The sequence below is a fragment of the Algoriphagus confluentis genome, from assembly GCF_036245625.1.
Taxonomy (GTDB): Bacteria; Bacteroidota; Bacteroidia; order Cytophagales; family Cyclobacteriaceae; genus Algoriphagus; species Algoriphagus confluentis.
The window spans coordinates 97874-122977 of the sequence record NZ_BTPD01000012.1 but is presented as its reverse complement, the minus strand read 5'-3'; the positions used below and the strand labels follow the sequence as shown (position 1 = coordinate 122977).

The window sequence follows — 25104 nt, the reverse complement described above, 5'->3', positions numbered from 1 at the left end:
TTCGAACATACAAAAAGGACATGACTGGTCATTCGCCTTTGAGTAGGATCATTGTCACCTTGAGCGGAGTCGAAAGGTCCTCGACTCCGCTCGGACTGACTAAATTTGCGGCCTTTAAAATCATCCCGTCATTGGTAGAGAAGTAGAAAGGACAAAGGGAATCTAGGGAAAAAAGGGAAAAATACCCAGTAGTGGGTATAGGATAAAAAGACTTCAAAGCCCATCTAAAACCTAGATTCTTCACCAATCTCTGCCCATTTCCGTCAGCAGCTTGGAAACTAAGAGGATCGGGAGTATTTCGGAAAAAGCTTGAGGGGAGGAAAATGCAGAAATAAATTCCATTTTATTCTAGAATTTATAGCGTTTAGCAAACAGGAAGAGAACAGAAATTGCCAGAAAATGGTGCAACTAAACGAGTTAACTGCAACCACACATTGATACAAAAAATATGGCAAATCAATTTAGACCCGACCAGTCAGACTTTCTTGCTCACTTCTCATCAGGTGGACAACCCGTTTGGAAAAATGATACCAAAAGCCCTATTAGGGATAAAGTTAGCCTGACAGCTATTCAACGCCTTATTTCAATTTTGACAGAAAAGAAAATAATTGCTTCAACAAGGCCTTGGATTGGTTCTCATGCGGTTTGTTTTACGGAATGTCCTAGGGGTAGCCTACTCGACCATACTAACAATTATTCCCAACTGGCGCTCTATCAGAAGACTGGCTATGAGATCGTTGGCATCGAAAAGGACTTTTTTATACAAAACTATCCTGAGCCCATTTTTGAAAACGGGATTCCCTGCAAGCATAAAATTATCTTGGAGAAGACGATGTGAAAAATACCCAAATAAAGTCTCGTTACTCTCTATTTTTCCAAACTAGGATCAGGTAAAAAATTCATTGATCTTTAGCTTTACGATCAAAAGCCTATGGATATCCCTTCTTTAAAAACCCTACTTTGGAATCAATTCGGGGCGAGTATCGATATGCTGATTCAGGCTATTGATGCCAGTCCGGATGGATATTTTGAGCAAAATCCAAGGTTTTACTACATCGCTTTCCACAGTGCCATTTTTTTGGATTACTACCTGACCATTCCACCGGAGGACTTTTCCCCACTTCTTTCTTTCACTCAAAAAAGTCCTGAAAACCGACCCAAAGAGGCAATTGATGACTGCATTCCTGATCGAATCTATTCAAAAAAAGAACTGCTCGCCTACCTTAGGCAAAGCCGTTCAAAGGCTCAAACTTTGATCCACTCGCTCACCGAAGAAAAGTTCAAACTCCGATTTACCGAAGGTGAGGAAGAAGGGGATATGGATTACCCGCTTTTGGAAATCCTACTTTACAATCTGCGCCATACCCAACATCACGCCGCCCAACTCAACCTGCTGATCCGTCAGGACATGGACTTGCATTTGAAGTGGTCCTTCCGTGTGGAAGAATTAGAATAAGTAAGGATTCTGATTCAGAATCTAACATTCCTTTAGAAGTCTATGAGTTAAATCTCAATTTTGGCCCAAACCTAGTTATCTTAATCCCACCCTTTCCCAAAAACGACATGCAGGGTAAAATCAGATACGACTTTTCGGCAAAGGTATGGATATCCCCCGGGATGGGTGGATGGGTGTTTGTCTCACTACCAAAGGAACTTGCCCAGGAAATCCGCCAACACCTGGGGAGTATGGAAGAAGGTTGGGGTCGGATGAAAGCTACTGCCCAAATCGGAGATGTATCCTGGGATACAGCCATCTGGTTTGATAAAAAACACGACACCTACCTCCTCCCCCTAAAAGCTGAAATCCGAAAGAAAGCCCGGGTAAATTTGGGAGAGACCATCAGCCTGAGCATTCTTCTTTGAGAAAGAAAAGAATTTAAGATTTACGAAGGACGAATTACGATTTACGACATCAACAGGAATCTCAACCCTAATTTCCTCACTCTAAACTTCGATCTTCCCGCTTCCGTCTTCCCGCTCTTTTATTTACGAAGTACGATTTACAAAGTACGACATTCAGAGGGTCCTCAGACATCGATTGGAGAATACAACTTTAAAACTTTTCAACTTTACCACCCTACAACCTCCTTTCTTCGGTCTTCCCGCTTCCGGCTCCAATCATCGGTCTTCCAGCTCATTTATTTACGAGGTAGGATTTACGATACTTCGACAAGCTCAGTACAGGATTACGACATTCAGAAGGTCCCCAGACATCGATTGGAGAATACAACTTTAAAACTTTTCAACTTTACCACCTTTCAACCTCCTGACTACGGTCTCCCGTCTTCGGTCTTCCAGCTCTTTTAATTACGAGGTACGATTTACGATACTTCGACAAGCTCAGTACAGGATTACGACATTCATAGGGTCCCCAGACATCGATTGGAGAATACAACTTTAAAACTTTTCAACTTTACCACCTTACAACCTCTTGGCTTCGATCTTCCCGCTTCTGGCGCCAATCATCGGTCATCCGACACCGGACATCGGTCCAATTTTCCAATATTCCAATTTTTAAATCACCTTCCGTCTTCGATCTTCCGTCTCCCGTCTCTTTTATTTACGAAGTACGATTTACGATTTACGACATCAACAGGAACCTCAAACCTGATTTTCCCACTTTAAACTTTGGATATCGGACTTCCGTCTTTGATCTTCGGTCTCCCGTCTTCCAGCTCTTTTATTTACGAAGTACGAATTACGATTTACGACATCAACAGGAACCTCAACCCTAATTTTCCCGCTTTAAACTTCGATCTTCCAGCTCCAATCATCGGTCATCCGACAACGGACATCGGTCCAATTTTTCAATATTCCAATCTTTCAATTTTTCAATCAACTTCCAGCTTCGGTCCTTTAACCCCCCTAGCCCCCCTTAAGGGGGGAATAGCCCAATGGAGCACGTCGTTTCTAACTTTAAACTTTTCACTTTAATCTTGTTGTTTCCATCTCCCTTCATCGGTCATCGGTCATCGGACTTCGGTCTCCTGTCTTCCGTCTCCTGTCTTCCGTCTTCATTCTTCCACCTTCAACTTACCCCCTCCCCATTCCGAAATGCTACCGGAGTCAGACCGGTTTTGTTTTTGAACAGCTTGGTGAAATGCTGAGGATAGGCAAAACCCAATTGGTAAGCGATTTGGGATACAGGTTCCTCCGTACCCAAAAGGTAGTTTTTGGCCTGCTCAATCAGGTGAAAGTGGATGTGCTCTTGGGCGTTTTTCCCGGTTTCCTTTTTCAGGAGATCACTAAGGTATTGGGGAGAGAGGTGCAGTTGCTCTCCGAGGTATTTGACGCTGGGCAGACCTTGGTCCAAGTGTTTTTCTTCTTCAAAGTAGGCATTTAGCTCCCGCTCAAACCGGTCGATCAGACCTTGATTCAACTGAGTCCGAACCAGAAACTGTCGATCATAGTATCTCAGGCAATAATCTAGGAGCAGCTCCAGAGTAGAAACGATCAGCTTTTGGCTGTACCTGTCTAGGTTGAGGCTCAGTTCGGAATCGATCTTATGGGCCAAATCAGTCAAAGCCTGCTTTTCCGCCTCTGAAACGTGCAAAGACTCGTAGGTCTCGTAGTCAAAAAAACCATAGCGATGGATATTTTTTCCCAAATCCGACATGCGGATCAGGTCCGGATGAAAAAGGAGCAACCAACCCTCTGATGGCACTTCTGATACAGGGGAGGTGACGGTCACGACCTGCCCAGCTTTGAAAAAAGCCAAAGCGCCTTCCCGGAAGTCAAAGGAATTCCGTCCATATCCCACCTCGCAGTCAGTCCCGGGTTTTAACCAAATCTGGAAGAGATCTATCCGCACCTTGGTTCCCACCTCCACCTCTGCATGGAAGTCCTTTGCAGGCACGAAGGAAATCAGCGGATGCTTGGGAGCCGGAAGCTTCAAAAAGCGATGTGCATCGGTGACAGTCTTGAGAATCAGCATTTTTATTGATTTTGGGCTATTTCATTGATCTCAGCATTACCCAGATGGGTTTTTGGATAACTTTTCCCCATGACAGAAAGCATAGCCTGGCCAATGCGAGTGGTGGTGGTGATAGACTTGGATTTTTTCATCAGGGGGAAAAAGGGACGCAGGATTTTGTAGGCGGTATTGTACCAAGGGACTTTGGCCTGAACTCCCCTTTCTGGAATAATCACTCCCGGACGAAAAGCATAAGCCTCCCGAAAACCCTTATTCAATACATAGTTCTCTGTTTTGCCTTTGACTCTGGCCCACATCATACTTCCCTTTTCGGAAGAATCAGTACCAGCCCCAGAGACATAAATGAAGCAGGCCTGAGGACTTTGCTTATAAATCAAATCCGCAAAAGCCTTGACCGGATCAAAAGTCAGGGAAGTATATTTAGCTTCATCCATACCCACAGCGGATACTCCCATGCAATAAAATACGGCATCGAGCTGAGGGATTTCTGCTACTTTTTCCGAGATCTTGGTGAGATCAGAAAGCAGAATTTCTTTGATTTTTGGATGGGAAAAACCGACTGAAGATCGGCTCACCAAGATGACCTGACTCACCACAGGGCTGTCAAGACATTCCAAAAGCACGCCTTTGCCCACCATTCCGGTAGCTCCTGTGATCAATACGGTTCGGGAAGTTTTCATAAGATTCAGAGTGCATTGAAGGAATCTACCATGGTTTCTTCCAAGCTTCGGTAGGAAATTCCCAGTTCGCGGATGCTTTTGGAATTGTCGGCTTTCCAGATATGTCCGATGTTGTTTTGGATAAATTTCCTGGTAATCGACTTATTGATCAAAGGGCCTACGAGCATGAGTAACCACTTGGGCAGAGCTTTTTGTGGGATGGGGTGATTTTTTCCAAAGTGGCGATGGAGAATTTGGGCCATTTCCAGCATCGAAGTATTGGACCCGTTGATGATATTTCTTCCATGGGCTTGTTTTCTCATCCCTGCTTCAAAATGGGCCATGGCTAAGTCACGAACGTCTACCACACCGATAGCCAAATTGGGAACACCCATCTTCATGGTTCCATCGGTCATCTGCCGGAGAATATGAATGCTTTCAGAAGTGGAATACTTGGGATTCAGTGACGGTCCCATGACAAAAGAAGGATTGACCACTACCAAATCCCATTGATTTTGACCTTGGACGAGATTCCAAGCTTCTTTCTCAGCGAGTGTTTTGGAATAGGAATAGGGCTGATGACTCAAGGAGGCTGTGGTGTTCCAGATTTCCTCGGTAAGGATTCCTTTGGGCGTTTTCGCCACCTCAGAAGCATCGGTATAGATCGCTGCACAGCTGCTGGTCAAAACCACCCGCTTCACACTGGACGTTTTTGAGGCTTGGAGGAGGACGTTTCGAGTACCATTTACGGCGGGATCGATCAGTTCTTTTTGAGGATCGGAGTAGTTGGATGTGAAAGGCGAAGCTGTGTGATAAACCAAGGCACAATCCTGCATAGCCTCTGCGAAACTCCCCTCTTCCAGTAAGTCTACCTTGAAAAGCTTAAGAGTTCCCGGAGAAGATGCGGCCAAATCCGAAAGGTGCTGCGTTTTGTTCGTGTCCTTGGGATTTCTGACCGTAGCATGCACGGTAAATCCCCGCTCTAAAAGTTCTTTGACAATCCATCCTGCCACATATCCGGTAGCTCCGGTCACCATAACCGGCTGGCTTTTTTCGATCCATTCCATTTGCTTTTTGTTTTTGTTAGGACAAAGCTCCTTCAAAATACAGATAAGCATTTATATGGAAACCGGAATTGCTAATACATTTCCCAGAAAATATAGATTCCTTATCTCACTTTTCTGAAAACTAGGAGGATTTGGGATACTTCCCTCTTCCAGCTCTTTTATTTACGAAGTACGAGGTACGATTTACGACATCTACACGAACCTCAACCCTAATTTCCCTACTTTAAACTTCCCTCTCCTCTCTTCGGTCTTCGGTCTTCCTTCTTCAGTCTTCCCGGATCCCTCCCCAAGCATCGGTAATCCGACATCTGACATCAGACCAATTTTTCAATATTCCAATCTTTCAATTTTTCAATCTCCTTCCAACTCTGTCAATACGCCGTCCAGCCTCCGTCTGCTACCAAAACCTCTCCATTGACAAAAGAGGAGTCTTCGGAAGCGAGAAACAACGCAATTCGGGCTATTTCATCGGATTCCCCCATTCGAGGCATGGAACCGGCCCCACTGCTGCAAAGCGCCGCTCCTTCCTCATCGGGTTGGGCATTTTTCATGATATTGGTATTCACACCTCCTGGGGCAATCACATTGCATCGGACACCTTTTTTGGCGTAGGTAAATCCGATGTTTTTACTCATTCCGATCAGGGCGTGCTTAGAAGTGGTGTAGGTCACCCCTGCCCTTCCTCCCATCACTCCGCCAATAGAGGCAATGTTGATGATCACCCCTTTTCCTTGCTTAAGCATTTGGGATATTGCCTCCCGTGAAGTGTAAAATGGCCCATTCACATTGACTGCCAATACTTTTTGCCAAAGTTGGTCGCTTACCCGCTCCAAGGGAGTGAAATCATCCATAATGCCGGCATTGTTGACCAAGATATCCAACGAGCCGAATTCAATCACTGTGGCATGGATCAGCTTTTTCACCTGATCCTCATCGGAGACATCACATTTCAATCCAATGGCATGCCCTCCCTGATGACGGATGGATTCTGCTACCATTTCTGCATCAGTCGAATTCATATCGGAGACAATCACTTTTGCTCCTTCCTGAGCAAAAAGTTCGGCCATGGCCTTGCCCATCCCGGAAGCTGCTCCGGTAATGACGGCGATTTTATTTTCCAGCTTTTTCATATGCTTTAGGTTAAATTTTGGATTCTGCTTGAATCATATTTTCGATTCCTTTCAGCAAGGCATCGGGATTGAAGGAAATACTGTCTATGCCCTCGGAAATCAGAAATTGGGCAAAGGCTGGGTTATCACTCGGAGCCTGACCACAGAGGCCAATTTTCTTTCCGGCTGCTTTAGCCTTGCGAATTACCTCAGCAATCATCCACTTGATTGCGGGGTTGTTTTCATCAAACAACTCGCTCAAGACCTCCGAATCGCGATCGACGCCAAGGGTGAGTTGGGTGAGGTCATTAGAGCCAATGGAAAAACCGTCGAAGATTTGGGCAAACTCCTTGGCTAAGATGACATTAGAAGGAATTTCGGCCATGACGTAGATCTCCAGTCCATTTTTCCCTTGCTCCAAACCCAACTTTTTCATCCTAGCGATGACTTTCTTCCCCTCTTCAGGAGTGCGGCAAAATGGAATCATCACCTTAAGATTTTCCAAGCCCATATCTTTTCTTACCCGCTTGACCGCTTGGCACTCGAGGGCAAAGCCTTCCCGGTACCTTTCGTGATCGTATCGAGAGGCTCCCCGAAAGCCCAGCATGGGGTTTTCCTCCTCAACCTCAAATTGACTTCCCCCCAAAAGGTGAGCGTATTCGTTGGTTTTGAAATCACTCATGCGCAAAATCACATCCTTGGGATAGAAGGCCGCGGCAATCGTCCCCACCGACTGAGCCAACCTGTCCACGAAGTATTCCTTCTTGTCTGAATACCCATGGCAAAGGACTTCGATTTGGGCTTTTTCTTCCTTATCCTTCAGCTGATCAAAATGCACCAAAGCCATGGGGTGTACTTGAATGCTTCCATTGACTACAAACTCCATCCGCATCAAGCCAACACCTTTATTAGGAAAAAAGGAAAGATTGAATGCCTTCTCGGGATCGGCCAGGATAAACATAGGTTGGGTTTTCGGGAGTTGAAGTCCTCGGAAATTATGTTCTTGGATTTTCCATTTCAGCTTTCCTTCATAGACTTTCCCCATTTTTCCTGAGGAATTGTCCACGGTCACCACATCCCCGTCTTTCATGTCCTCTAAAGCCCCTTCAGCCCCGACAATCGCCAATGCTCCGACTTCCCGAGCCACGATGGCGGCATGGCTGGTTCGACCGCCTTTAGTGGTAATGATAGCACCGGCCTTTTTCATCACCGGGTCCCAATCGGGATTGGTGATTTCGGTAAGGAGAATATCCCCTTTTTCCAGCAGATTCGCCTCGGCAGGAGAATGGAGGATTTTGATTTTCCCGGCTGTGATTCCGCTTCCAATGGCATAGCCGGTACTGCGCAATTTGCCTTTTTCAGTAAGGGAATATTCCTTCAGTACATAGGGATCCTTTTCCGCATGAACCGTTTCCGGTCGGGCTTGGACAATAAACAGCTCCCCTGAATTCCCGTCTTTTGCCCATTCGATATCCATGGGCATTTGATAGTGCTTTTCGATCTCCACAGCCCATTTGCCAAGCGTTTCGATTTCCTCATCGGAGAGCACAAATGACTTTTGTTTTTCTTTAGGCGTGTCCAAGTTGAGAACTCCTCCCCCCTTTTGGTAGATCATGGTCTTGGTTTTGGAGCCGATTTTTTTGGAAAGGATGGATTTTTTCCCTTTTTCCAAGGAAGGCTTGAATACCAAATACTCATCGGGAATCACCGCTCCCTGCACAATATTTTCTCCCAAACCCCAGCATCCAGTGATCAAAACAGCATCAGCAAAGCCCGATTCAGGATCAATGGAAAAAGTCACCCCACTGCAGGCCAAGTCTGCTCTCACCATCAGTTGCACACCCACCGAGAGTGCGATTTCGTGTTTGTCAAAGCCCTTGTCGTGCCGATACTTGATCGCCCGGGCATTGTATAGCGAGGCAAAGCAAGACCGGACCGTTTCCACCAGCTTTTCCTTTCCTCGGATATTCAAAAATGACTCATGCAATCCGGCAAAACTCGCCCCGGGAAGGTCCTCGGCGGTGGCACTGCTTCGGACAGCCACCTCTACTTCCCTTTCGTTTGCTTCGCACAGTTGCTGATAGGCTTTTTCAATTTGCTGAATCAATTCTTTGGGAAAGGAACCGGAGAGAAAAAGCTTTTTGATGGAAGAGGATACGGAATTGAGATTGGAAAAGTCCTTCAAGTCCAACTCCTTCAAGTGCTTCTGAATGGATTCTCCGATTTCATTGTGTTGGACAAAAAGCCTAAAAGCATCTGCCGTGATGGCAAATCCATCAGGAATATTGATTTGGAGTGGGATCAGCTTTTGGAACATCTCACCCAGAGAGGCGTTCTTACCGCCTACTCTGCCCACATCTCCCATTCCGATCTCCCGAAAGGAAAGAATCAAGTCAGACATGATATTTTGGGTTTAGAATCTGATCTAACTTACCGGATTCCTTTCGGAAGATTCCTGATAAAAGTCAGATCAAAAAGTGAATCTTTTTTGAATCCCTGTAGCGAATGCCTTTTCCCTAACGTTCCAAAGAAAAATCGGTACTTTTCCCATACTTCCAAATCCTATCCCTATGGAACGCCTGACCAACTACTTTCTCCCCGTTTTGGCTTTGGCCCTCATCTTTGCTTCTTGTCAGGATGAGGTGACTACGACCTATACCTACCGGACCATGCTTCCGGTTTATCTGGAAATGAGCGATGTACGGGCAAGAATCATTGCACCCGAACCTCCACAGGCCTTGGAAAATCCAGGCAAAATCTACATCTACGAGAATTACCTACTGGTCAATGAACCGACCAAAGGCATCCATATTCTAGACAATAGCAATCCTGCCAATCCAATCAATCTGAGTTTTATCCCAATTGAAGGCAATGTGGATTTGGCTGTCAATGATCAGATGCTTTATGCGGACAGTTACGTGGATTTGCTTGTTTTTGACCTGAGCAATTTGGGAAATATCAGGCTGGTAAATCGGGTGGAAGATGTTTTTGCCAGCCAGTACACTCACGAGACAGGGCAGGTGATTACGTTTAAGGATACAGTGATTACCACGGATGCTCCTTATTTCACAGGAAGGCCGGAATGGGGCTGGTTGGTGAGTTCGGATATGGGATTCCGAGCCAATTTTTCAGCCGCTTCACAAAGCTATGGGACAGGAGGATCTTTGGCCCGATTCACACTTATGAGCGGTCACTTATATGCTGTGGATGACCATACACTTCGGGTTTTTGATGTAGAAGACCCCAAAGATCCCCAATTCATTAAGCCTATCGATTTGGGATGGGGAATTGAGACGATTTTCCCCTTTCAGGAAAAGCTTTTTATCGGTTCAAACCGAGGGATGCACATCTATGACGCCTCCACGCCTAGCTCCCCTACCCGCATGTCGGTTTTTGAGCATGTCTTAGCCTGTGACCCGGTGGTAGTCAATGAAGAATATGCCTTTGTCACGCTACGAACCGGCAATACCTGCTGGAATGGGGTCAATGAGCTGCAAGTAGTCGACATCACCAATCCCTATAATCCAACGCTCAAAAAGGCCTACCCTATGCAAAATCCTCATGGTCTAGGCCTTGCAGGAGATTTTCTTTACCTGGCTGAGGGAAATCACGGTCTAAAAAGTTTTGATGTAAGCGATGTGATGAATATTGATCAAAACCAGCTGGAATTCCTCCGTGACATGAAATCCGTAGACCTGATACCAGGACCAAAATCCCTGATAGTGATCGGACCGGATGGGGTCTGCCAGTTTGACTACTCCCAACCTAACCGTCTCCGAAAGCTAAGCTGTATTCAAGTCTCCAACCCTATTGTGATTAATTGATTGGCCTATGAAGCTTCGGATTTTTTGCCTGATTATTTGCTTTTTCTTCTCCTGGGTCAGCGGCTTGGCTCAGGAGAAAATCTATTTTACCCAAAATGAGATCGGTTTACTCTTTGGAAAAGGAGAAGAGCAGTGGGATGGCAGTTCGGAGCGCCGGGTAGATATCACGATCCAAACTTTTCACGGAGCCTGGATAGGAAAAAAGCAGGTCATCGGCTTTTCGGCTGGGTTGGATCAGTATGATGATATTTCCTTGATTCCTCTGGCGATGGGTTGGAGAGGTTTTCTGGGGAAAAGTGGAAGGCCTCAGTTTTTTGGCGGGCTGGATTTAGGAGCTAGTACGGCACTTTTGGAGAAAAAAGTAAGAACCGAGTGGCAGGAAAGCTGGTACGAAGGAGGAGCGATGGTCAGTCCTTCTTTAGGTGTCCGATTTCCTTCCAAACAGGGGAAATCCTCCCTTAGCTTTATCTTGGCATACAAGCGGCAAGATCTGACCTATTTCGAAGGCACACTGAATGGTGGAGGAATCATTTTTCCTGATAACATCGGCGATATTCCAGATGGTTTCAATTCAATCTTTCGAAGGGAAACCATCTTTCACAGCTTAGTATTCCGGGCTGGATTGATGTTTTGATTCGTTTATCTCAAAAAGAACTTTATATCTTCAATACTTTTAGTTTTTTTGCATTCATGAAGTATCTAGTAGCACTTACATTAGTGGCAATCACATTTTCATCCTTGGCCCAGGAGGTGAAAAAAGAAGGATATTCGTACAGCAATTCCCATTTTGAAAATATTCTCTTTTGGAAAACGACTGATCAATTGGTAACGCTTGAGGAGATGGCCAAGATAAGTGAGGAATTCCCAAAATTCACGGTAGAAGCAGTCTACAACAAATATGGTCAGGTAGAAAAGTATTATTTCGACCCCAATAACCCCTATGCAAGCACGACCAGGAAGGCTGAACTTCAGCCCAAAACAGGTGAAGATTTCCCTGAGTTCTTCTTCGAAACTTTGCAGGGAGAGAAATTTGACAAAGAGAATCTGAAGGGGAAATGGATCCTGTTGTATTTCAGGCATTCCATCAAAAACATGAATTCAAAGCAATTTGAGGAGATTCATACCGAGGTATTGGAAGCCAAAAAAGTAACTGAAATCGAAGCTTTTGCAGTTTTTTCTTATGATGAAAGCCTTGAACCGCTGTTGGGTGCCTACCAGCCAGAAATCCACTTAGTGAACAACGCAGTAGGCTTCTTCCAGCTTTTTCAACTAGTATCCATGCCCACCAGCTTTTTGATCAATCCAGATGGGATTTTGGTAGCCAAATTCCAAGGGATGGAAAAAGTTCAGATCTTGGATTATTTGAACTGATCCATTTAAAAAAGAACGACTTACAAAAACCGCTTGATCGTCCAGACAATCAGAGCAAAAAGGAAGATCAAAATGGATATTTTGTTGATGCCATGCATCATTCGTAGGTTGAAGTTGGAGGGCTTGTTGGGGTCTGGCTTTTGAAATACCCGCACGAAGTAGTTTCCTACCTCTCCCAACTTGAAAAACTCCTGCACTTTATTCTTCTCGGCCATGATAATTAATTTCTTTATTTACGATTTACGAATTTCGATTTACGAGGCTTTCAGGGACTTCAATCTTTGATCTAGGTAGCAAACTTTACCACTTTACTACCTTCCAACTTCCTAACTCCCCGACTCCCCAACTTCGGTCTTCAGTCTCCCGTCTTCAAATCGCCTCCGGCTCATTCCACATTCCGTCTTCCCGGATGATTTCGATCAGTTCATCCACAGCTTTTTCGGATGGAACGGATCGCTTCACCACCTCTTTTCCTTTGTAGAGCGTGATTTTTCCTTTGCCCGAACCCACATATCCGTAGTCAGCATCAGCCATTTCCCCTGGTCCGTTGACGATGCAGCCCATGATTCCGATTTTGACTCCCTTAAGGTGGTCAGTTCGCTTTCGGATCATCGCTGTAGTCTCCTGAAGGTCAAAGAGTGTCCGTCCACAGGATGGGCAGGAAATGTATTCGGTCTTGGACATTCGGGTTCGAGCCGCTTGAAGCACTCCAAAACTCACCGAATTGTGCAACTTGATCTGATCCAAAACTTCCTGTCGGGTATGCTCACCTTCTTTTTCCAGAGAAATCAAAATCCCGTCCCCCAATCCGTCTACCAGCAACCCACCCACATCCGTGGCAGAATAGAGCATGGTCATGTCGGCTGTTTGATCCGGGTAGCTCACTTTGACTACCACTGGAATATCCGAACCCGCTTCGATCAAAGAAACAAATCCTCTTCTCAATGCAGGCATACTGTGCGTATTGGATGTTTTCAGAATCAAGATTGTGTCTTTTCTTCCTTGAATAGCTGAAATGGTATCTGTGATTTCTGTATCCAAGACTTCCAGAAAATTGATTTCCGAATGGAAAATCTCCGCTTTTTGATATTCTGAAAGGCTGAAAAGAGGGAATTTATTGACCTGATCGGGAGCTTTTTCCCAAACGGAATAATTCTGGATTTCCTTCATCCCATTGGGTAGCATGAAAGGAATCGGATTGGAACCGGAATAGACAAAATCACATCCCAAGTCGTTCATTTTCCACTTGTCCAGTTCAGGCAAGTAGAAATGGCCCACAGCCTTCATTTCCCGATCCGAGATATTTTCGACTTTGGAAATATCTGTAATTACCCGGGGTACATTATGCCCTCCGAAGTTATAAATCTCAGCGACCTGACGCTTGTTATGCTCAAAGGGAGTGATCGGATAGTTGACCACTTCGGGAATGGAGGCATGTTTTGCCCTATGGGTATATCGATCGATAAGTGCTTTGGCTACCGGCGCTTCAAATTCCGGATCTTCGGTAAGAGAAACCCTTACGGTATCTCCCAAGCCGTCTTCAAGGAGAGTTCCGATACCAACGGCTGACTTGATTCTACCGTCTTCTGCTTCTCCTGCCTCGGTTACACCCAAGTGGAGAGGATAGGGTTTGAAGCCTCCTTCGTTAAGCTTTTGGACCAAAAGCCGATAGGCTTGCACCATCACCTGAGTATTGGAGGATTTCATCGAAATGACGATATCGTGGAATTTTTCATCCTCACAAATCCTCAAAAACTCCAGCGCAGATTCCACCATACCGAGAGGAGTATCTCCATATCGGCTCATGATTCGATCGGAGAGCGAACCATGATTGGTTCCTATCCGCATGGCTGTGCCGTTTTCCTTGCAGATTTTCACCAAAGGCAAAAACCGCTCGCGAATCCGTTCCAACTCTTCCGCATAGGACGCATCCGTGTAGTCGATGACTTCAAATTTCTTTTTATCCGCATAGTTCCCCGGATTGATTCTCACTTTTTCCACAATTCGGGCAGCCAATTCGGCCGCATTGGGAGTAAAGTGAATATCGGCTACCAAAGGAGTCTGATAGCCTCTTTTGCGAAGCTCAGCCTTGATATTCTTCAGGTTTTCCGCCTCTTTGAGCGAAGGCGCGGTGATCCGGATCAGCTCACATCCAGAATCGATCATTCGGATACACTGCTCCACAGAGCCTCGGGTATCCATGGTGTCTACCGTGGTCATGGATTGCACCACGATATGATTATCACCACCGATGATGACATCTCCCACCCTTACCGGGATGGTCTTCCTGCGGGAATACTGCGTGAGGCTGTCACAATAAAGGGAATCAAGGCTTTTGATGAGGGATTCCATAGCTTATATATCTCCTAGTTGGGGTCGGATTATTACTTCTTCAACAACGGTTCGGGGCGAAAGGTTATAGGCAGACCAAACACTCTCGGCAATGTCCTCCGCCGGAATAAAGCGTTCCACAGGCAAGTCTACTCCTGCCCAGCTTTCAGTGAGGGTAGCTCCTGGCAAAATGGAGGTGACTTTGATTTGATGGGGTTTCAATTCTTCTCTTAAGCACTTGGTCATGCCGAGCATGGCCCATTTGGAGACCGCATAGCTTCCTCCGTTGGGATAGGCTGTAAGGCCCGCGATGGATCCCATGCTGAAGATGTGCCCGGATTTCCGCTGAATCATATCCTGCACAAAGGCTCTGATCAAATGATAGGCAGAAAACAAATTGGTCTGCATCATCAGCTCAAAATTACCAGCAGGCTCATCGTGAACTGCTCCTGGTAAAAATACCCCGGTATTATTGACCAACACATCCGGAATGGCAACGGCCTTAGCTGCCTCAGCAAAACTTCTTACTTCATCTGCACGGGAAAGATCCGCCTTTTTGGCAAATACACGAACTCCGGGATATTCAGATTCAATTGAGGCTTTGAGACGTTCCAAATCCTCTTGATTTCTCGCACAAGTCAGGATATCGAATCCCTCCTTGGCGAATCGCTCGATGATTGCTTTTCCTATTCCTTTTGTTCCGCCTGTGACCAGGATGCTTTTGCCCATTTGTTTAGCAGTTTAATAGTTAGTATGACAACTAACCAGCGCCAGCAAAGTTACATTTTTTTTCACGCGATTAAGAAATCGAAAAAACAGGGGTGCAGGGGAAGAGAATTCTTGCTTATTTTCAGAAGAAGAGTGACTCTCAAAAAAGAGCCGAGACCTGCATTCTTCCGATATGGACCACCCGATCGAGCCCTTCGGAATTTCTTCCCTCATAGACCAGATTGAGTTGAAGCCCCTCCCCGATTTTGTGTAGCCAATTGAGCGACCAAGTCACATTGGTGCCCACAGTCAGAGCCTGCAGCATTTCATAGCCTACAGGGGAGTTGACCTCTCCATTGTAATCAATTTGGACGAGCTTTAGATTTCCTGTAAGTGTCGTTTTTATGGCTTTTGCATAGCGAATATCCATCCCCGTCTGATGAATTAGAGACTTTTCCTGAAACTCCACATTTTGCACATTTTCCTTTTCTGTGAAAGAATAAAAGCCGGTAATCCGAAAATAGGGAGTAGGCTGCCAAGCCAGTTCAGGACCAAAGGAATACTGATCCAAGGTATAATTTCTGTTGTCAAGAAAATCCGAAGCGGAAACCCGATTTCCCACACTTCCCAAAAGCCGGAGCGTAGTTTGGGAGTTGAAATTGTAGCGGGTGTTGAGTTTCCATTCCTGCTGAATCTGATCCTCAAAGCCTCCCGTCAGCAGCTGCTTCAGTTGGGAGTCAAAAAGAGAAAGGTCAAATCCGTATTTGGCAGATGCCCGATTGAAGAAAAAACTGGTTCGAATCACCTGCCGAAGCGAAAGAATCTGATCTCTACTCAAGCTCCCCACAAAAGGATTTACCCGACTCCAGAAGTCATCAGAAGTGACTTTCTTTTCCACACTGAGGCTGGAGGTATTTGAGAACTTTTGGAGAAAAGACTTCACTCCACCCGCCCCTTTCCAAGAATCCGGAAGTCTGGCCTGAATCCGGTAATTCAGCAAAGTGGTGTAGGCCTGCACAAAGGTATCCGTAGGTACAAAGACCTTGATATACAGTTTCTCCTCCGGATTAATTGCCAGATAGAACTCATTCAACTGCTGAATTCCATCCCCATTGTCATCTCGCCAAGTGTGGGTTCCGTCTCCGTTGGGTGCAGGGAGATAGACATACTCTCGCTGCAGCTCCCGACCGTTCCCAATGGCGTAGCTGATTTCATTTCGGATGAGATTTTTTCCTATCCCACCCGAGTAGTCCACCTTACTTAGCAAAGTCAACTCATTGGGTAGCTCCCTTTGCAAATATCGGATATCCCGGTAGGTGAATGTCCCGCTGAGGTTGTGGTTTTTCCACTGCTTACGCAAAGAGAAATTAGAGGTAAAGGCCTCCGTATCATCCTGTAGAATTCCTCCTGTGGGTAGTCGGTCTGTTCTCCATGCCGCATCGGCGAGGAATGTGAGTTTGAGCGAGTCATTGCTTTGCAGAAATACCCGATGCTCCTGGAAGTTCATCGCAGTACCGATGATAGAATCCCTTTGGGAGTCGGTCACCTGATTGCGGTCCAAGGAAAACTGATAACCCGGCACGAAGATTTTGGATTGATAGCTCACATTACCCAAATACCGAATCCAGTTATTGGTGAGGGTATCTTTGGTAGAATTGAGCTGAAAAAACTCCTGCTGAATTCGGAATCTCTTTCCCAATTCGGCTTTCCAATTAGCCGCTTGCTGATAGCCAGTCAGCTGATCTTCCCGGTTTCTCAGATTGATTCGATAGCTAAGTTCATTGAGCGCGTCTTTTTGCAAGGCAAGCTGAGTGAAAAAGAGACGCTCTGCCGCTGCTTCCCTGAGTTCGGCTGGATCCAAGCCCCAATCCCTGTCAAACTCGATGTACCGAAATCGATCAATGAAATTGAAATTGGTGGAGTTGTATTCCAGCTCGGTTTGGCCCTTGAACCGATATCCTTTCAGGAAACCAAGTTCTCTGTTTTCGGATTGAATCCCAACTTTCCAGCCCAATCCCTGATTATCCTGATCGTCCAGCTCTGAAAACAGGTTTTTGTCCAAAGAAGACAAAGCGACCTCGGTGTAGACTTTTTCATAACTTCCCAAGCGAACCCGTGCTCCAGCCGTAGTCATCCTTCTCGCATCAGGAGCGGGAAGCTGAGTCAAAATGGTGTAATTCCCCTGGGCTTGTCCATTTATCCTTGGAACATACTCATAGACCACCCCATTGGCCAGTTGGGAGCTTTTTCGATAATCTCCCTGTCCTTGGCTGACTTGAGAAAAAGAGACCTGAAAATGAGCCAAGGCAGGATTAGTCGAATAGCGGTAAAAGATCACGGGATTGCCCAAAGCATCGACTTCGGTTACTTTTTCATACAAAATCCGTGTCGGATCAAAGCCCACCGAGTCGATTCTGGGAATGACTGCATTTTGGGTTTGGTCTCCAACGGAAGCCAAAAGGGCCTGCTCCTCGGGAGAAAACTCGGTAAAAAGCGGTCGGTTTCTGTTATCTTTTTCCTGATAGAAATTGACATAAAAATCCACCTTACCATTGGTCTGCAAGTGATTGGCTCCTAAAATGGACCGGGTATAATTTCTCTCCGCAAACTCAAAATCCACTCTCACCCGGGAGTATTGGGTGATCAACACCCGGGGAGTGAAGGTAATCTCTGCCTGATTATAATCGACCACATAGTCCGCATTGAAGCCCCGCTGCAGGAGTCTACCGTCCAAAAATACCCGCTCGGAATTGGCCATAATGACCACAAATCGCTCCCCATTTGGACCATTAAGCCGATATGGGCCAAGCACTCCCTCCAAAATCGGCACTTGAATCGAGGCAAATTTTCCCTTGGCCACCGAGGCAAAACCTTCTGTACTTGCCTCCCAACCTCCTTTTACTTTGTATTTGGTGGTTAGTTGGAGCCCCTGCACGTTTTTGTAATAGCGGAGAAACTCCGATTGCCTTTGCTGCAGCACCACATCCCCTGCCGAAAGTCTGAACTGATCATTGTACAACTCCACCAGCACATTGTCGAAATCCTGGATCTGCTGGGTATTTCCCTCGGGCTGAAATGGGACATTTTGATCCGTGATACTTGCCCTGATTTTCAAGTTCTCTCCAATATCCCCGTCCAGTTGGAGATTCAGCGCAGAATTCACAAAGACATTTTGAGTGTTGCCAAAGGAAACTCCCCGGGTCAAACTACCGGTTTTGTAGAGGTTGGTGCTGGGAAAGAGCTCTTCCCGGATATCAAAATCAGGTAGAGTCTGCACTCGATTGTCTTTGAATAGGGCCGCGGAATCGTAATTGGCCAAAAGTGTCCGACGGGCAAAAGTTTGTTGCAAAGGCAAGGCTAAAGTCTGATAGCAAATCTGTAAAGAATCAGGTAGTGATTCCAGATTTCCATTTAGCAATAGGCTTTGATTTTCAGAACGGAAGGTGAAAGGAAAAGGCTCGCCGGAAGCATCCAAGACCCGAATGGTATTTTCCAAAATAGGCAAGGAATCCAACCTGATCGGCTTCTTCAATTCTTGTGAAGATAACCAACGGCATTTTTCCTGGGCCTGGCTAAATCCAGCCAGCAAAAGAAAGCCTATCAGCAAGATCAACCGCATGCGTATCCAAAACTATTTCTTGAAGGTAATAAAAACCTCAAATTACTGGATAAGGGGAAAGGTAAGGTAAAAAGTAGTGCCCTTTCCTTCTTCTGTTTCAAACCAGATCTTTCCGCCAGCGGTCTCCACCCCACTCTTGGCAATGGCCAGCCCCAAACCTGAGCCTTGGGTTTTGGTGCTGAAATTTGGGATGAATATCTTATCCCTCAATTCGGCCGGAATACCTTTTCCATTATCAGAAATTTCCAGAAAAACCGCTTGCTCGGTCATCCAAAGCCATACTCGAATGTGAGGAGTTTTTCCGGGATCTACCGCCTGGATCCCATTGATAATCAAGTTGGCAATGACTCTCCCGAAGAGTTTATCATCCCCCAAAATGGGGATTTCCTCTGCGTAGGAATCATCCTGAAAATCAAGCCTAACCCGCTTGTCATTCTGAAACAGTTCCAGCACTTTGAGTACTACTGCCTTGTAATTCATCCGCTCATTTTTGGGCAGAGGCATTTTGGCAAAGGTGGAAAAGGAAGAGGCAATCCCGCTTAGCGCATCCACCTGATGAATCAAAGTTTCCAAGGATTTGCGCAGTTTGTCTTTATCTTCCAGTTTACCCTCATGCTCCAGTCGGATCAGGTGCTGCAGGGTCAGCTTCATCGGAGTGAGGGGGTTTTTGATCTCATGAGCTACCTGCTTGGCCATTTCTCTCCAGGCAGATTCCTTTTCGGAAGAGGCCAAGACTTTTTTACTCGCCTCCAGTTTGAAAAGCATGTTGTTGTATTCCTTCACCAGCAAGCCGATCTCATCCTTGGCAGCCCAATACATGGGCTCGTTGTTTTCCAGATTGGTGGACTTGAGTTTTTGGGTAAGTATTTTAAAGGGCAAGGTCAGATTGCGGGAAACAAAGCTTGAAACCACCAGAAAAAGAATGAAGATGACAACAAAAGCATTGAAAATATTACTCAAGACATCCGAAATGAGCGAATTGAGCTCCGTCTCCGATTCGAAATACGGGATAGCCAAAATGCCGGAAATCGAGGAGTCCAACTGAGAGGGAATTCCCAGATACACCGTCTGATAGCTCAGATTTCCGATTTTTTCCTGAATCAAAAGCTCAATCTGATTCTTTTCCATGATTCCAGCCATCGCTGCAGGATTGATCAGAGGAGACAGAATCTTCTTATCAAAAATATTCGGCCGATTGGTAAATTCCAGCATTCCGTCCGGCGTATAGAGATGGATATCACTTGCTAAGGTATTTGCCAGCGCATTGATCTCTTCATTGAGCAAATCCCGGTCTATACTTTCCGGATTTTGATTATTCAAAAGGCTCCCCAAATTGACCCGGATCAGGTTGGCTTTTTCGAGGTATTGGCGATTCAGATCATCCCTGTAGCTGCCTGTAAGCAGGCCAATGGTAATGATAGAGATAATGATAATCGGGAAAAAGAAAGCAAAATTAAGGTAAAGCTGAAGCTTGGTGGAATAATTGAACTCAAAGTTGCGGTACCCTTTGAAGAGGGTATTGAGAAGAATGGCCAAAAAAGTCAAAAACACAAAAGCGACGAAAAACAGGGAGATATTCCCAAAAAAATGAGCAACCGAAGGAGTGGAAGAAGAGATCACCAAAATCTCATCCCCATTGCGAATGCCTAAATGATGAAACCCGCTTTGGATCACACCTGAATTGAAAAGTTGATCTCTTTGAAGATTGGTTGTAAATGTCTCTTGGGAGTAGTTGAATACTCCGACGCTTCGGAGCAATTCCCCGTCTCGAAACACCGCATAGGGATACGTAATCGGCTCAAGCTTATCCGCGTATTTTTTATCCAATAGCAATTTGGGATAAACACTCCCAGGCTGCACTCTCAGCTGATTCAGCTCAAAAAAGACCGTTCCCAAAAGATTATTATCCCTTACGATGGGAACAAAGCCGACCATTTTATTGGCCCCGGTCTCTTTTCCCCGAATGAAATAGAGATCCCTCACCCCAGTGGCATAGTCGCTTTTGACAAACTGCTGCTGAAGTGTAGCCAGCTCAACCCTTTCCATTGGACCGAGAATTTGTTGCCCTGAAGGAGAAAAAATCCGGATGACTACTTCAAACTGATCGAAATAATTATCAAGATAGATTTTTCTCAATTTGGTTTCTACCGGGTCTTTGGAGAGCAGTGGATCTGCAAGGCGGTTTTGGATAAATAGGTCATTTCGCAGCCGGCTAAATATATCCGACATGAAAAACTCCGTCATTACGTCATTTTCAATCAGGTTTTGAGTCGCAAAACGCATTTTTGACTGAACCAAACTTTCCCTTCCCGTTTGAAAGGTGCTCACTCCCATGATCCCTGCCATGACCAAACTCGCATAGAAAAATGTCATAAAAGTATCCAAACCCAACCGGAACACATTTCTGTAAAGCTCAAATCGAACTACCGAAAAAATAAATATCAAATGCAGGGCCCAGGCCACACTCCACCAAAATGAAAACCAAAACATCAGCCCCAAAACAGGCAAGCCAAAAACCAAAAGCAGCCGCTTACTCGCCCCAGAATGTGGAAATACGCTGCCCAAAACCCGAAAGAGAGTCAGGACCAACAGAATGTAAATGCCTGCCCACAAAAAAAGTATGAGGAAGCTGATTGCTTTGAATCCATCGAATGTAGGAATAGAGCGAATGTCCAAAACCCACTGGGAGTTAAATATCAAATCTCTGGGGAGAAACCAGAGAATCAGAAAAAAGAGTGAACTGACCCCGAAAGCAAGAAGAAAGAACAGAAGGAAAGGAGACCGATCGGCCAGCTTTTGGGCATTTTGCAGCGTAATCGCTCCTGCCAACTCATGGATCATCAATCCAAACAGAAACACCAAGCCGAGTGTATTGAGCATCAAATCGCCCAAACTGGGATTGAATCCGGAAGAAGCGTAATAAATAGAATCGAAAAGCTCGGTTTCAAAAAATCCACCCGGAAAATCCGTCCCTAACATCAACCACCGCACGGCCAAAAAGAGGATAAATCCATAGCCTATAGTCTGCCAGCGTTGGCCCTTTTTCCATTTTTTTCTTAAAAAATCAAAACTTACCAATACGTAAAGCATAGAAATGGAACAGATAAAAATGACCAAGGCCGTATTGGAAACCCGGGTCACCGGAACATAGCCTAATAGAAAATTGATTCCAAAAAGTTCCTTACCCGCTGAGTTCCGAATCTGATAGGCCCCATCTGAAGGATTGGAAAAAAGCTGGAATCGCTCGTTTCCAAAAAGCTCAGGAGATGGACCAGTCTGGAGATAATCGTTTTGAATTGATCCCGGCCAGATCAACCGATAGGCATGGACCATATAATAATCGGCACTTCCTCGCTTGATTTTCCTAGTTTTCAGGAAAAAAGTCCCGAAAGGATCTTCATGCAGGAGATATTCCTTGGAAACGTCCAAAGCAGAAAAATCCAGCTTGACCGTAAAATCAGACCAAAACATCAGGTTTTTTTCCTGATCCAGAAGAAAAAACGGATGTAAATGGGAAGGACTGCTGATCATGGTGAAAGTAACCGGATCTTCCGGTCTCACGTCCATCAAGACCCGGATAAAATCCGTATCAAAATCCTTTTCTATCCTTTGGATTTTGGATTCGATCAGTTGCAGGTATTTTTCCTCATCGCTTTTTTGAAAAACAAAAAAATTCAAAATCAGGACGATCAAGACAGCCAAGATGCCAAACAAGATCAAAAGACGACGGGTAGATGGACTCATTTAGCCTAAAAATAAAAAAGCAAAGTCTGGTATCAAACTTTGCCTTTACCTTCATCGAAGGGATAATTTAGCTTTTTTCTTTTTGGCAGATCTATACCATAGAAAACCAATAATGGCTGCCATCAAATACGGCATCACGAATAGGTATAAAATCCCGTTATTCAGTCCAGCGCCGATGGAGGTATCTCCATTGCTTACGTTGTTTTCCACGGATGCCCGGCACATCGCGCATTGAGCCCATGAGGTCAACTGGAGGCCGAAAAACAGGATTATTACAAAGAAATACTTCAACTTCATCGCGTTTCTTATTTGAATTGACCGGATCAATGGGTGTAATACGGTGAGATCATCAAGTACACAATCACCCCTGTAACCGAAACGTAAAACCAGATCGGAAAGGCGAATTTAACCAATTTTCGGTGCTTTTCCCTCTGATCAGTGTAGCCATAATAGTAGGCAAACAAAATCGGGAATAAAGCTATGGCCGCAAAGAGGATATGCGTAATCAAAAGGAAATAGTAAATCGGACGGATGATCCCTTCTCCCCCAAAACTGGTGCTTTCCGCCGCGCTGTGATAGATCACGTAGGAAACCAAGAAAATGGCTCCCAACGTAAAAGCCACGGTCATGGTAGCCCCATGGTAAGCAAACTTCTTCTGCTTTGCGAAAATCAAGGCTATAATCAAAGCTACGGAAGCCGCAGTATTAATCACTGCATTCAGATGAGGCAGAAAATATACCCAATCTCCCAGCGCAGTAATTTTGGTAGGCATAAAGAGCAGCACGGCTACTGCCAAAGGAATTGCAACGGATATCCCAATTATCCAGCCTTTAACACTTTTTTCGTTCCCCAAAACTTTATTCTCAATTTTTGCCATGCAATAAAACTTTTGTTTCCAACATTAATAAATCGACAGCTTCACGATCTGTACCACTGTAGTATCCACGGATGCGCCCCATTTCATCAATCAGAACAAATTTATCGCTGTGGACAAAATCATCCGGCACTCCATTTCCATCCAAGGTGGGTAAAACGAATCCGCACTTGGCCAGCTGATACGTCTCCTCTTTTGGACCGGATAGAAAGTGCCATTTACCGGGTATAGCATTATGTTTTTCTGCATACTCTTTTAGAATCTCAAGAGTATCGTACTCTGGGTCTATACTGATAGACATGATCTGAATCTTTGGCTCGTCTCTAAACATGTCATTGACCCGCTCCATTTCCTTAGACATAAGAGGACAAATACTTGGACAGGAAGTAAAAAAGAAGTCGACGATTGTGATTTTCCCTTCCATTTCAGCCCTTCCTAAGGATTCCCCATTTTGATTCAAAAAGGAAAATTCCGGTATAAAATGCTGACCTGAATCCGTAGATGGACACTCCTGAAAAGGATTGTCCACTCCATTTTCGAAATAAATTGGAAGATCGTATTCATTTTTCCCAAATCCTCTCAGGAAAAGAAAGATCAACAAGGGAATAAGCAGTATGCAGACCAAAACCATGCCCTGCAGCAATCTCAAACTTCTCATACTAGTTGATTAACAAAAAAGAAGGTTGAAGTGATTCACTCCAACCCTCTTTTTTTGGAAATTTTTTACGGATTACCAACGCATCATAAAGATGTCCGAGCCCTCCTTGGCCAAGGCAATCAGAAGCCAAACCAAGAAGATCAAAGGAACGATGATGGAATAGAACAAAGGCTTCACTTCGTCTCCCAAGTGCATAAATTCCATCATGATGTACTTGGCTTTCCAAATAGTCAGAATGATGAAAAGGGCATACAAGAGAATACCTCTATCCATGGTAAATGCCATAATAAATTCAGCGACAGTGATGGCCAAAAGAATTCCGGCAGTTTTCCAGATTTTCTTGATTTTCTCTTCATTTCTAGGTTCTACCTGAAGAGTGGATTTAGTGTCTTGGATTTCCATATTTCGAGAATTTTAAAAGGCTTAGATCAAATAGAACAAGGTAAACACGAATACCCAAACCAGGTCAACGAAGTGCCAGTAAAGGCCGATTTTCTCAATCATTTCATAGTGACCTCTCTTGTCATACACTCCCACAGCAGCCTGATAGAAAGCCAAGAAAAGGAGCACCACACCGATGGTCACGTGGAAACCATGGAAACCGGTAATGAAGAAGAACAATTGAGCAAAAGCAGGAGGTCCATACTCATTGACAACCAAGTTGGCTCCAAATACAGTCTCGGTCACATTTTGATTCAAAGAATTGATGTAAGTCAGGACTGAACCTCCGTCTGTACCATGGATGAAGTGCGACCATTCCCAAGCCTGACAGCCCAAGAAAGTGACACCACCTAACATAGTCCAAAGCATCCATTTAACTACATCATTTCGATCATTTCTATGACCTGCTTCTACTGCCAATACCATGGTCACAGAAGAGGAAATCAGAATGAAAGTCATGATACCCACAAATACCAATGGGGCATGAAAACCGTGTAGGAAAGGAACGGCTTCAAAAACCAATTCCGGAACAGGCCAGTATTCATTGGAACCGACGAAAGTTTCGGCAGGTCCGGCGTAGGCAGGATAGCTGACTCGGATAGCCAGATAGCTGATCAAAAAGGCAGCGAAAGTGAAAATGTCGGAAAGCAGGAAAAACCACATCATAAGTTTTCCATAGCTAGCCTTAAGGGGCTCATTTCCTCCTCCCCAAACGCCTCTCTTCGAGCTTACTCCAATAGCAGTAGAATGCGCAGACATAAATT

21 protein-coding genes are annotated in these 25104 nt (G+C 45.1%); 6 read left to right on the top strand and 15 right to left on the bottom strand.

Annotated elements, in window-relative coordinates; all coding sequences use genetic code 11:
* The first annotated feature begins 448 nt into the window (after positions 1-448).
* The 3 genes from AAA943_RS17405 (at position 449) to AAA943_RS17395 (ending at position 1863) form a co-directional block, all read left to right on the top strand.
* The gene (locus AAA943_RS17405) at positions 449-838 is read left to right on the top strand and encodes a hypothetical protein (RefSeq protein WP_338225559.1); all 390 of its coding nucleotides are present in this window, start codon (positions 449-451) and stop codon (positions 836-838) included.
* Between the two features lie 93 nt (positions 839-931).
* Positions 932-1456: a DinB family protein gene (locus AAA943_RS17400; protein ID WP_338225558.1), complete on the top strand. Its 525-nt coding sequence runs from the start codon at positions 932-934 to the stop codon at positions 1454-1456.
* 107 nt (positions 1457-1563) lie between these two features.
* A complete protein-coding gene (locus AAA943_RS17395; RefSeq protein WP_338225557.1) occupies positions 1564-1863 on the top strand; it encodes a DUF1905 domain-containing protein in 300 nt (99 codons plus the stop codon).
* A 1165-nt stretch (positions 1864-3028) separates the two neighbouring features.
* Here the strand turns inward: AAA943_RS17395 and AAA943_RS17390 are convergent.
* The 5 genes from AAA943_RS17390 to ppsA all read right to left on the bottom strand — a co-directional run bounded on the left by AAA943_RS17390 (position 3029) and on the right by ppsA (position 9170).
* A complete protein-coding gene (locus AAA943_RS17390) occupies positions 3029-3934 on the bottom strand; it encodes a helix-turn-helix domain-containing protein (protein WP_338225556.1) in 906 nt (301 codons plus the stop codon).
* A 2-nt stretch (positions 3935-3936) separates the two neighbouring features.
* Positions 3937-4614 carry an NAD-dependent epimerase/dehydratase family protein gene (locus AAA943_RS17385; protein ID WP_338225555.1) on the bottom strand — a complete coding sequence of 226 codons (678 nt, stop codon included), beginning with the start codon at positions 4612-4614 and terminating at the stop codon, positions 3937-3939.
* A gap of 5 nt (positions 4615-4619) precedes the next feature.
* On the bottom strand, positions 4620-5660 hold the full coding sequence (locus AAA943_RS17380; protein WP_338225554.1) for an SDR family oxidoreductase: 1041 nt from the start codon (positions 5658-5660) through the stop codon (positions 4620-4622).
* Between the two features lie 371 nt (positions 5661-6031).
* Positions 6032-6790, bottom strand: coding sequence for a glucose 1-dehydrogenase (locus AAA943_RS17375; protein ID WP_338225553.1), 759 nt, complete (start codon positions 6788-6790; stop codon positions 6032-6034).
* 10 nt (positions 6791-6800) lie between these two features.
* On the bottom strand, positions 6801-9170 hold the full coding sequence (gene ppsA / locus AAA943_RS17370) for a phosphoenolpyruvate synthase (protein ID WP_338225552.1): 2370 nt from the start codon (positions 9168-9170) through the stop codon (positions 6801-6803).
* A 169-nt stretch (positions 9171-9339) separates the two neighbouring features.
* On the opposite strand from ppsA, the gene AAA943_RS17365 reads away from it, so the two are divergent.
* Genes AAA943_RS17365 through AAA943_RS17355 form a run of 3 tightly spaced genes read left to right on the top strand, consistent with a single transcriptional unit; the run spans position 9340 to position 11964 of the window.
* Positions 9340-10593: an LVIVD repeat-containing protein gene (locus AAA943_RS17365; protein WP_338225551.1), complete on the top strand. Its 1254-nt coding sequence runs from the start codon at positions 9340-9342 to the stop codon at positions 10591-10593.
* Between the two features lie 7 nt (positions 10594-10600).
* Positions 10601-11227 (top strand): hypothetical protein, encoded by a 627-nt coding sequence (locus tag AAA943_RS17360; RefSeq protein ID WP_338225550.1) that lies wholly within the window; start codon positions 10601-10603, stop codon positions 11225-11227.
* 56 nt (positions 11228-11283) lie between these two features.
* Entirely contained in the window at positions 11284-11964 is a 681-nt protein-coding gene (locus AAA943_RS17355) for a TlpA family protein disulfide reductase (RefSeq protein ID WP_338225549.1), read from the top strand.
* 20 nt (positions 11965-11984) lie between these two features.
* Here AAA943_RS17355 and AAA943_RS17350 read toward each other — a convergent pair whose 3' ends face one another.
* The 10 genes from AAA943_RS17350 to AAA943_RS17305 form a co-directional block, all read right to left on the bottom strand.
* Positions 11985-12179 carry a DUF6728 family protein gene (locus AAA943_RS17350; RefSeq protein ID WP_338219549.1) on the bottom strand — a complete coding sequence of 65 codons (195 nt, stop codon included), beginning with the start codon at positions 12177-12179 and terminating at the stop codon, positions 11985-11987.
* Between the two features lie 154 nt (positions 12180-12333).
* On the bottom strand, positions 12334-14316 hold the full coding sequence (ispG, locus tag AAA943_RS17345) for a (E)-4-hydroxy-3-methylbut-2-enyl-diphosphate synthase (RefSeq protein WP_338225548.1): 1983 nt from the start codon (positions 14314-14316) through the stop codon (positions 12334-12336).
* Between the two features lie 3 nt (positions 14317-14319).
* Positions 14320-15024 carry an SDR family oxidoreductase gene (locus AAA943_RS17340; RefSeq protein ID WP_338225547.1) on the bottom strand — a complete coding sequence of 235 codons (705 nt, stop codon included), beginning with the start codon at positions 15022-15024 and terminating at the stop codon, positions 14320-14322.
* A 139-nt stretch (positions 15025-15163) separates the two neighbouring features.
* Entirely contained in the window at positions 15164-18622 is a 3459-nt protein-coding gene (locus tag AAA943_RS17335) for a hypothetical protein (protein ID WP_420915617.1), read from the bottom strand.
* 42 nt (positions 18623-18664) lie between these two features.
* Entirely contained in the window at positions 18665-22366 is a 3702-nt protein-coding gene (locus tag AAA943_RS17330; RefSeq protein ID WP_338225545.1) for an ATP-binding protein, read from the bottom strand.
* A gap of 51 nt (positions 22367-22417) precedes the next feature.
* A complete protein-coding gene (locus tag AAA943_RS17325; RefSeq protein WP_338225544.1) occupies positions 22418-22663 on the bottom strand; it encodes a hypothetical protein in 246 nt (81 codons plus the stop codon).
* A 26-nt stretch (positions 22664-22689) separates the two neighbouring features.
* The gene (locus AAA943_RS17320) at positions 22690-23244 is read right to left on the bottom strand and encodes a DUF420 domain-containing protein (protein WP_338225543.1); all 555 of its coding nucleotides are present in this window, start codon (positions 23242-23244) and stop codon (positions 22690-22692) included.
* Positions 23231-23899, bottom strand: coding sequence for an SCO family protein (locus tag AAA943_RS17315; RefSeq protein WP_338225542.1), 669 nt, complete (start codon positions 23897-23899; stop codon positions 23231-23233). The genes AAA943_RS17320 and AAA943_RS17315 overlap by 14 nt, the downstream gene beginning before the upstream one ends.
* Positions 23900-23971: 72 nt before the next feature.
* Positions 23972-24301, bottom strand: coding sequence for a cytochrome C oxidase subunit IV family protein (locus tag AAA943_RS17310; RefSeq protein WP_338219557.1), 330 nt, complete (start codon positions 24299-24301; stop codon positions 23972-23974).
* Positions 24302-24322: 21 nt separating this feature from the next.
* Positions 24323-25099, bottom strand: a complete 777-nt coding sequence (locus tag AAA943_RS17305; protein WP_338225541.1) for a cytochrome c oxidase subunit 3 — start codon at positions 25097-25099, stop codon at positions 24323-24325.
* Between the last annotated feature and the right edge of the window lie 5 nt (positions 25100-25104).

What these genes read in the sequence shown, in the direction of transcription:
- AAA943_RS17405 (WP_338225559.1), top strand. Translation starts at nt 449, where the DNA reads ATGGCAAATCAATTTAGACCCGACCAGTCAGACTTTCTTGCTCACTTC.
- AAA943_RS17400 (WP_338225558.1), top strand. Translation starts at nt 932, where the DNA reads ATGGATATCCCTTCTTTAAAAACCCTACTTTGGAATCAATTCGGGGCG.
- AAA943_RS17395 (WP_338225557.1), top strand. Translation starts at nt 1,564, where the DNA reads ATGCAGGGTAAAATCAGATACGACTTTTCGGCAAAGGTATGGATATCC.
- AAA943_RS17390 (WP_338225556.1), bottom strand. Translation starts at nt 3,934, where the DNA reads ATGCTGATTCTCAAGACTGTCACCGATGCACATCGCTTTTTGAAGCTT.
- AAA943_RS17385 (WP_338225555.1), bottom strand. Translation starts at nt 4,614, where the DNA reads ATGAAAACTTCCCGAACCGTATTGATCACAGGAGCTACCGGAATGGTG.
- AAA943_RS17380 (WP_338225554.1), bottom strand. Translation starts at nt 5,660, where the DNA reads ATGGAATGGATCGAAAAAAGCCAGCCGGTTATGGTGACCGGAGCTACC.
- AAA943_RS17375 (WP_338225553.1), bottom strand. Translation starts at nt 6,790, where the DNA reads ATGAAAAAGCTGGAAAATAAAATCGCCGTCATTACCGGAGCAGCTTCC.
- ppsA (WP_338225552.1), bottom strand. Translation starts at nt 9,170, where the DNA reads ATGTCTGACTTGATTCTTTCCTTTCGGGAGATCGGAATGGGAGATGTG.
- AAA943_RS17365 (WP_338225551.1), top strand. Translation starts at nt 9,340, where the DNA reads ATGGAACGCCTGACCAACTACTTTCTCCCCGTTTTGGCTTTGGCCCTC.
- AAA943_RS17360 (WP_338225550.1), top strand. Translation starts at nt 10,601, where the DNA reads ATGAAGCTTCGGATTTTTTGCCTGATTATTTGCTTTTTCTTCTCCTGG.
- AAA943_RS17355 (WP_338225549.1), top strand. Translation starts at nt 11,284, where the DNA reads ATGAAGTATCTAGTAGCACTTACATTAGTGGCAATCACATTTTCATCC.
- AAA943_RS17350 (WP_338219549.1), bottom strand. Translation starts at nt 12,179, where the DNA reads ATGGCCGAGAAGAATAAAGTGCAGGAGTTTTTCAAGTTGGGAGAGGTA.
- ispG (WP_338225548.1), bottom strand. Translation starts at nt 14,316, where the DNA reads ATGGAATCCCTCATCAAAAGCCTTGATTCCCTTTATTGTGACAGCCTC.
- AAA943_RS17340 (WP_338225547.1), bottom strand. Translation starts at nt 15,024, where the DNA reads ATGGGCAAAAGCATCCTGGTCACAGGCGGAACAAAAGGAATAGGAAAA.
- AAA943_RS17335 (WP_420915617.1), bottom strand. Translation starts at nt 18,622, where the DNA reads ATGCGGTTGATCTTGCTGATAGGCTTTCTTTTGCTGGCTGGATTTAGC.
- AAA943_RS17330 (WP_338225545.1), bottom strand. Translation starts at nt 22,366, where the DNA reads ATGAGTCCATCTACCCGTCGTCTTTTGATCTTGTTTGGCATCTTGGCT.
- AAA943_RS17325 (WP_338225544.1), bottom strand. Translation starts at nt 22,663, where the DNA reads ATGAAGTTGAAGTATTTCTTTGTAATAATCCTGTTTTTCGGCCTCCAG.
- AAA943_RS17320 (WP_338225543.1), bottom strand. Translation starts at nt 23,244, where the DNA reads ATGGCAAAAATTGAGAATAAAGTTTTGGGGAACGAAAAAAGTGTTAAA.
- AAA943_RS17315 (WP_338225542.1), bottom strand. Translation starts at nt 23,899, where the DNA reads ATGAGAAGTTTGAGATTGCTGCAGGGCATGGTTTTGGTCTGCATACTG.
- AAA943_RS17310 (WP_338219557.1), bottom strand. Translation starts at nt 24,301, where the DNA reads ATGGAAATCCAAGACACTAAATCCACTCTTCAGGTAGAACCTAGAAAT.
- AAA943_RS17305 (WP_338225541.1), bottom strand. Translation starts at nt 25,099, where the DNA reads ATGTCTGCGCATTCTACTGCTATTGGAGTAAGCTCGAAGAGAGGCGTT.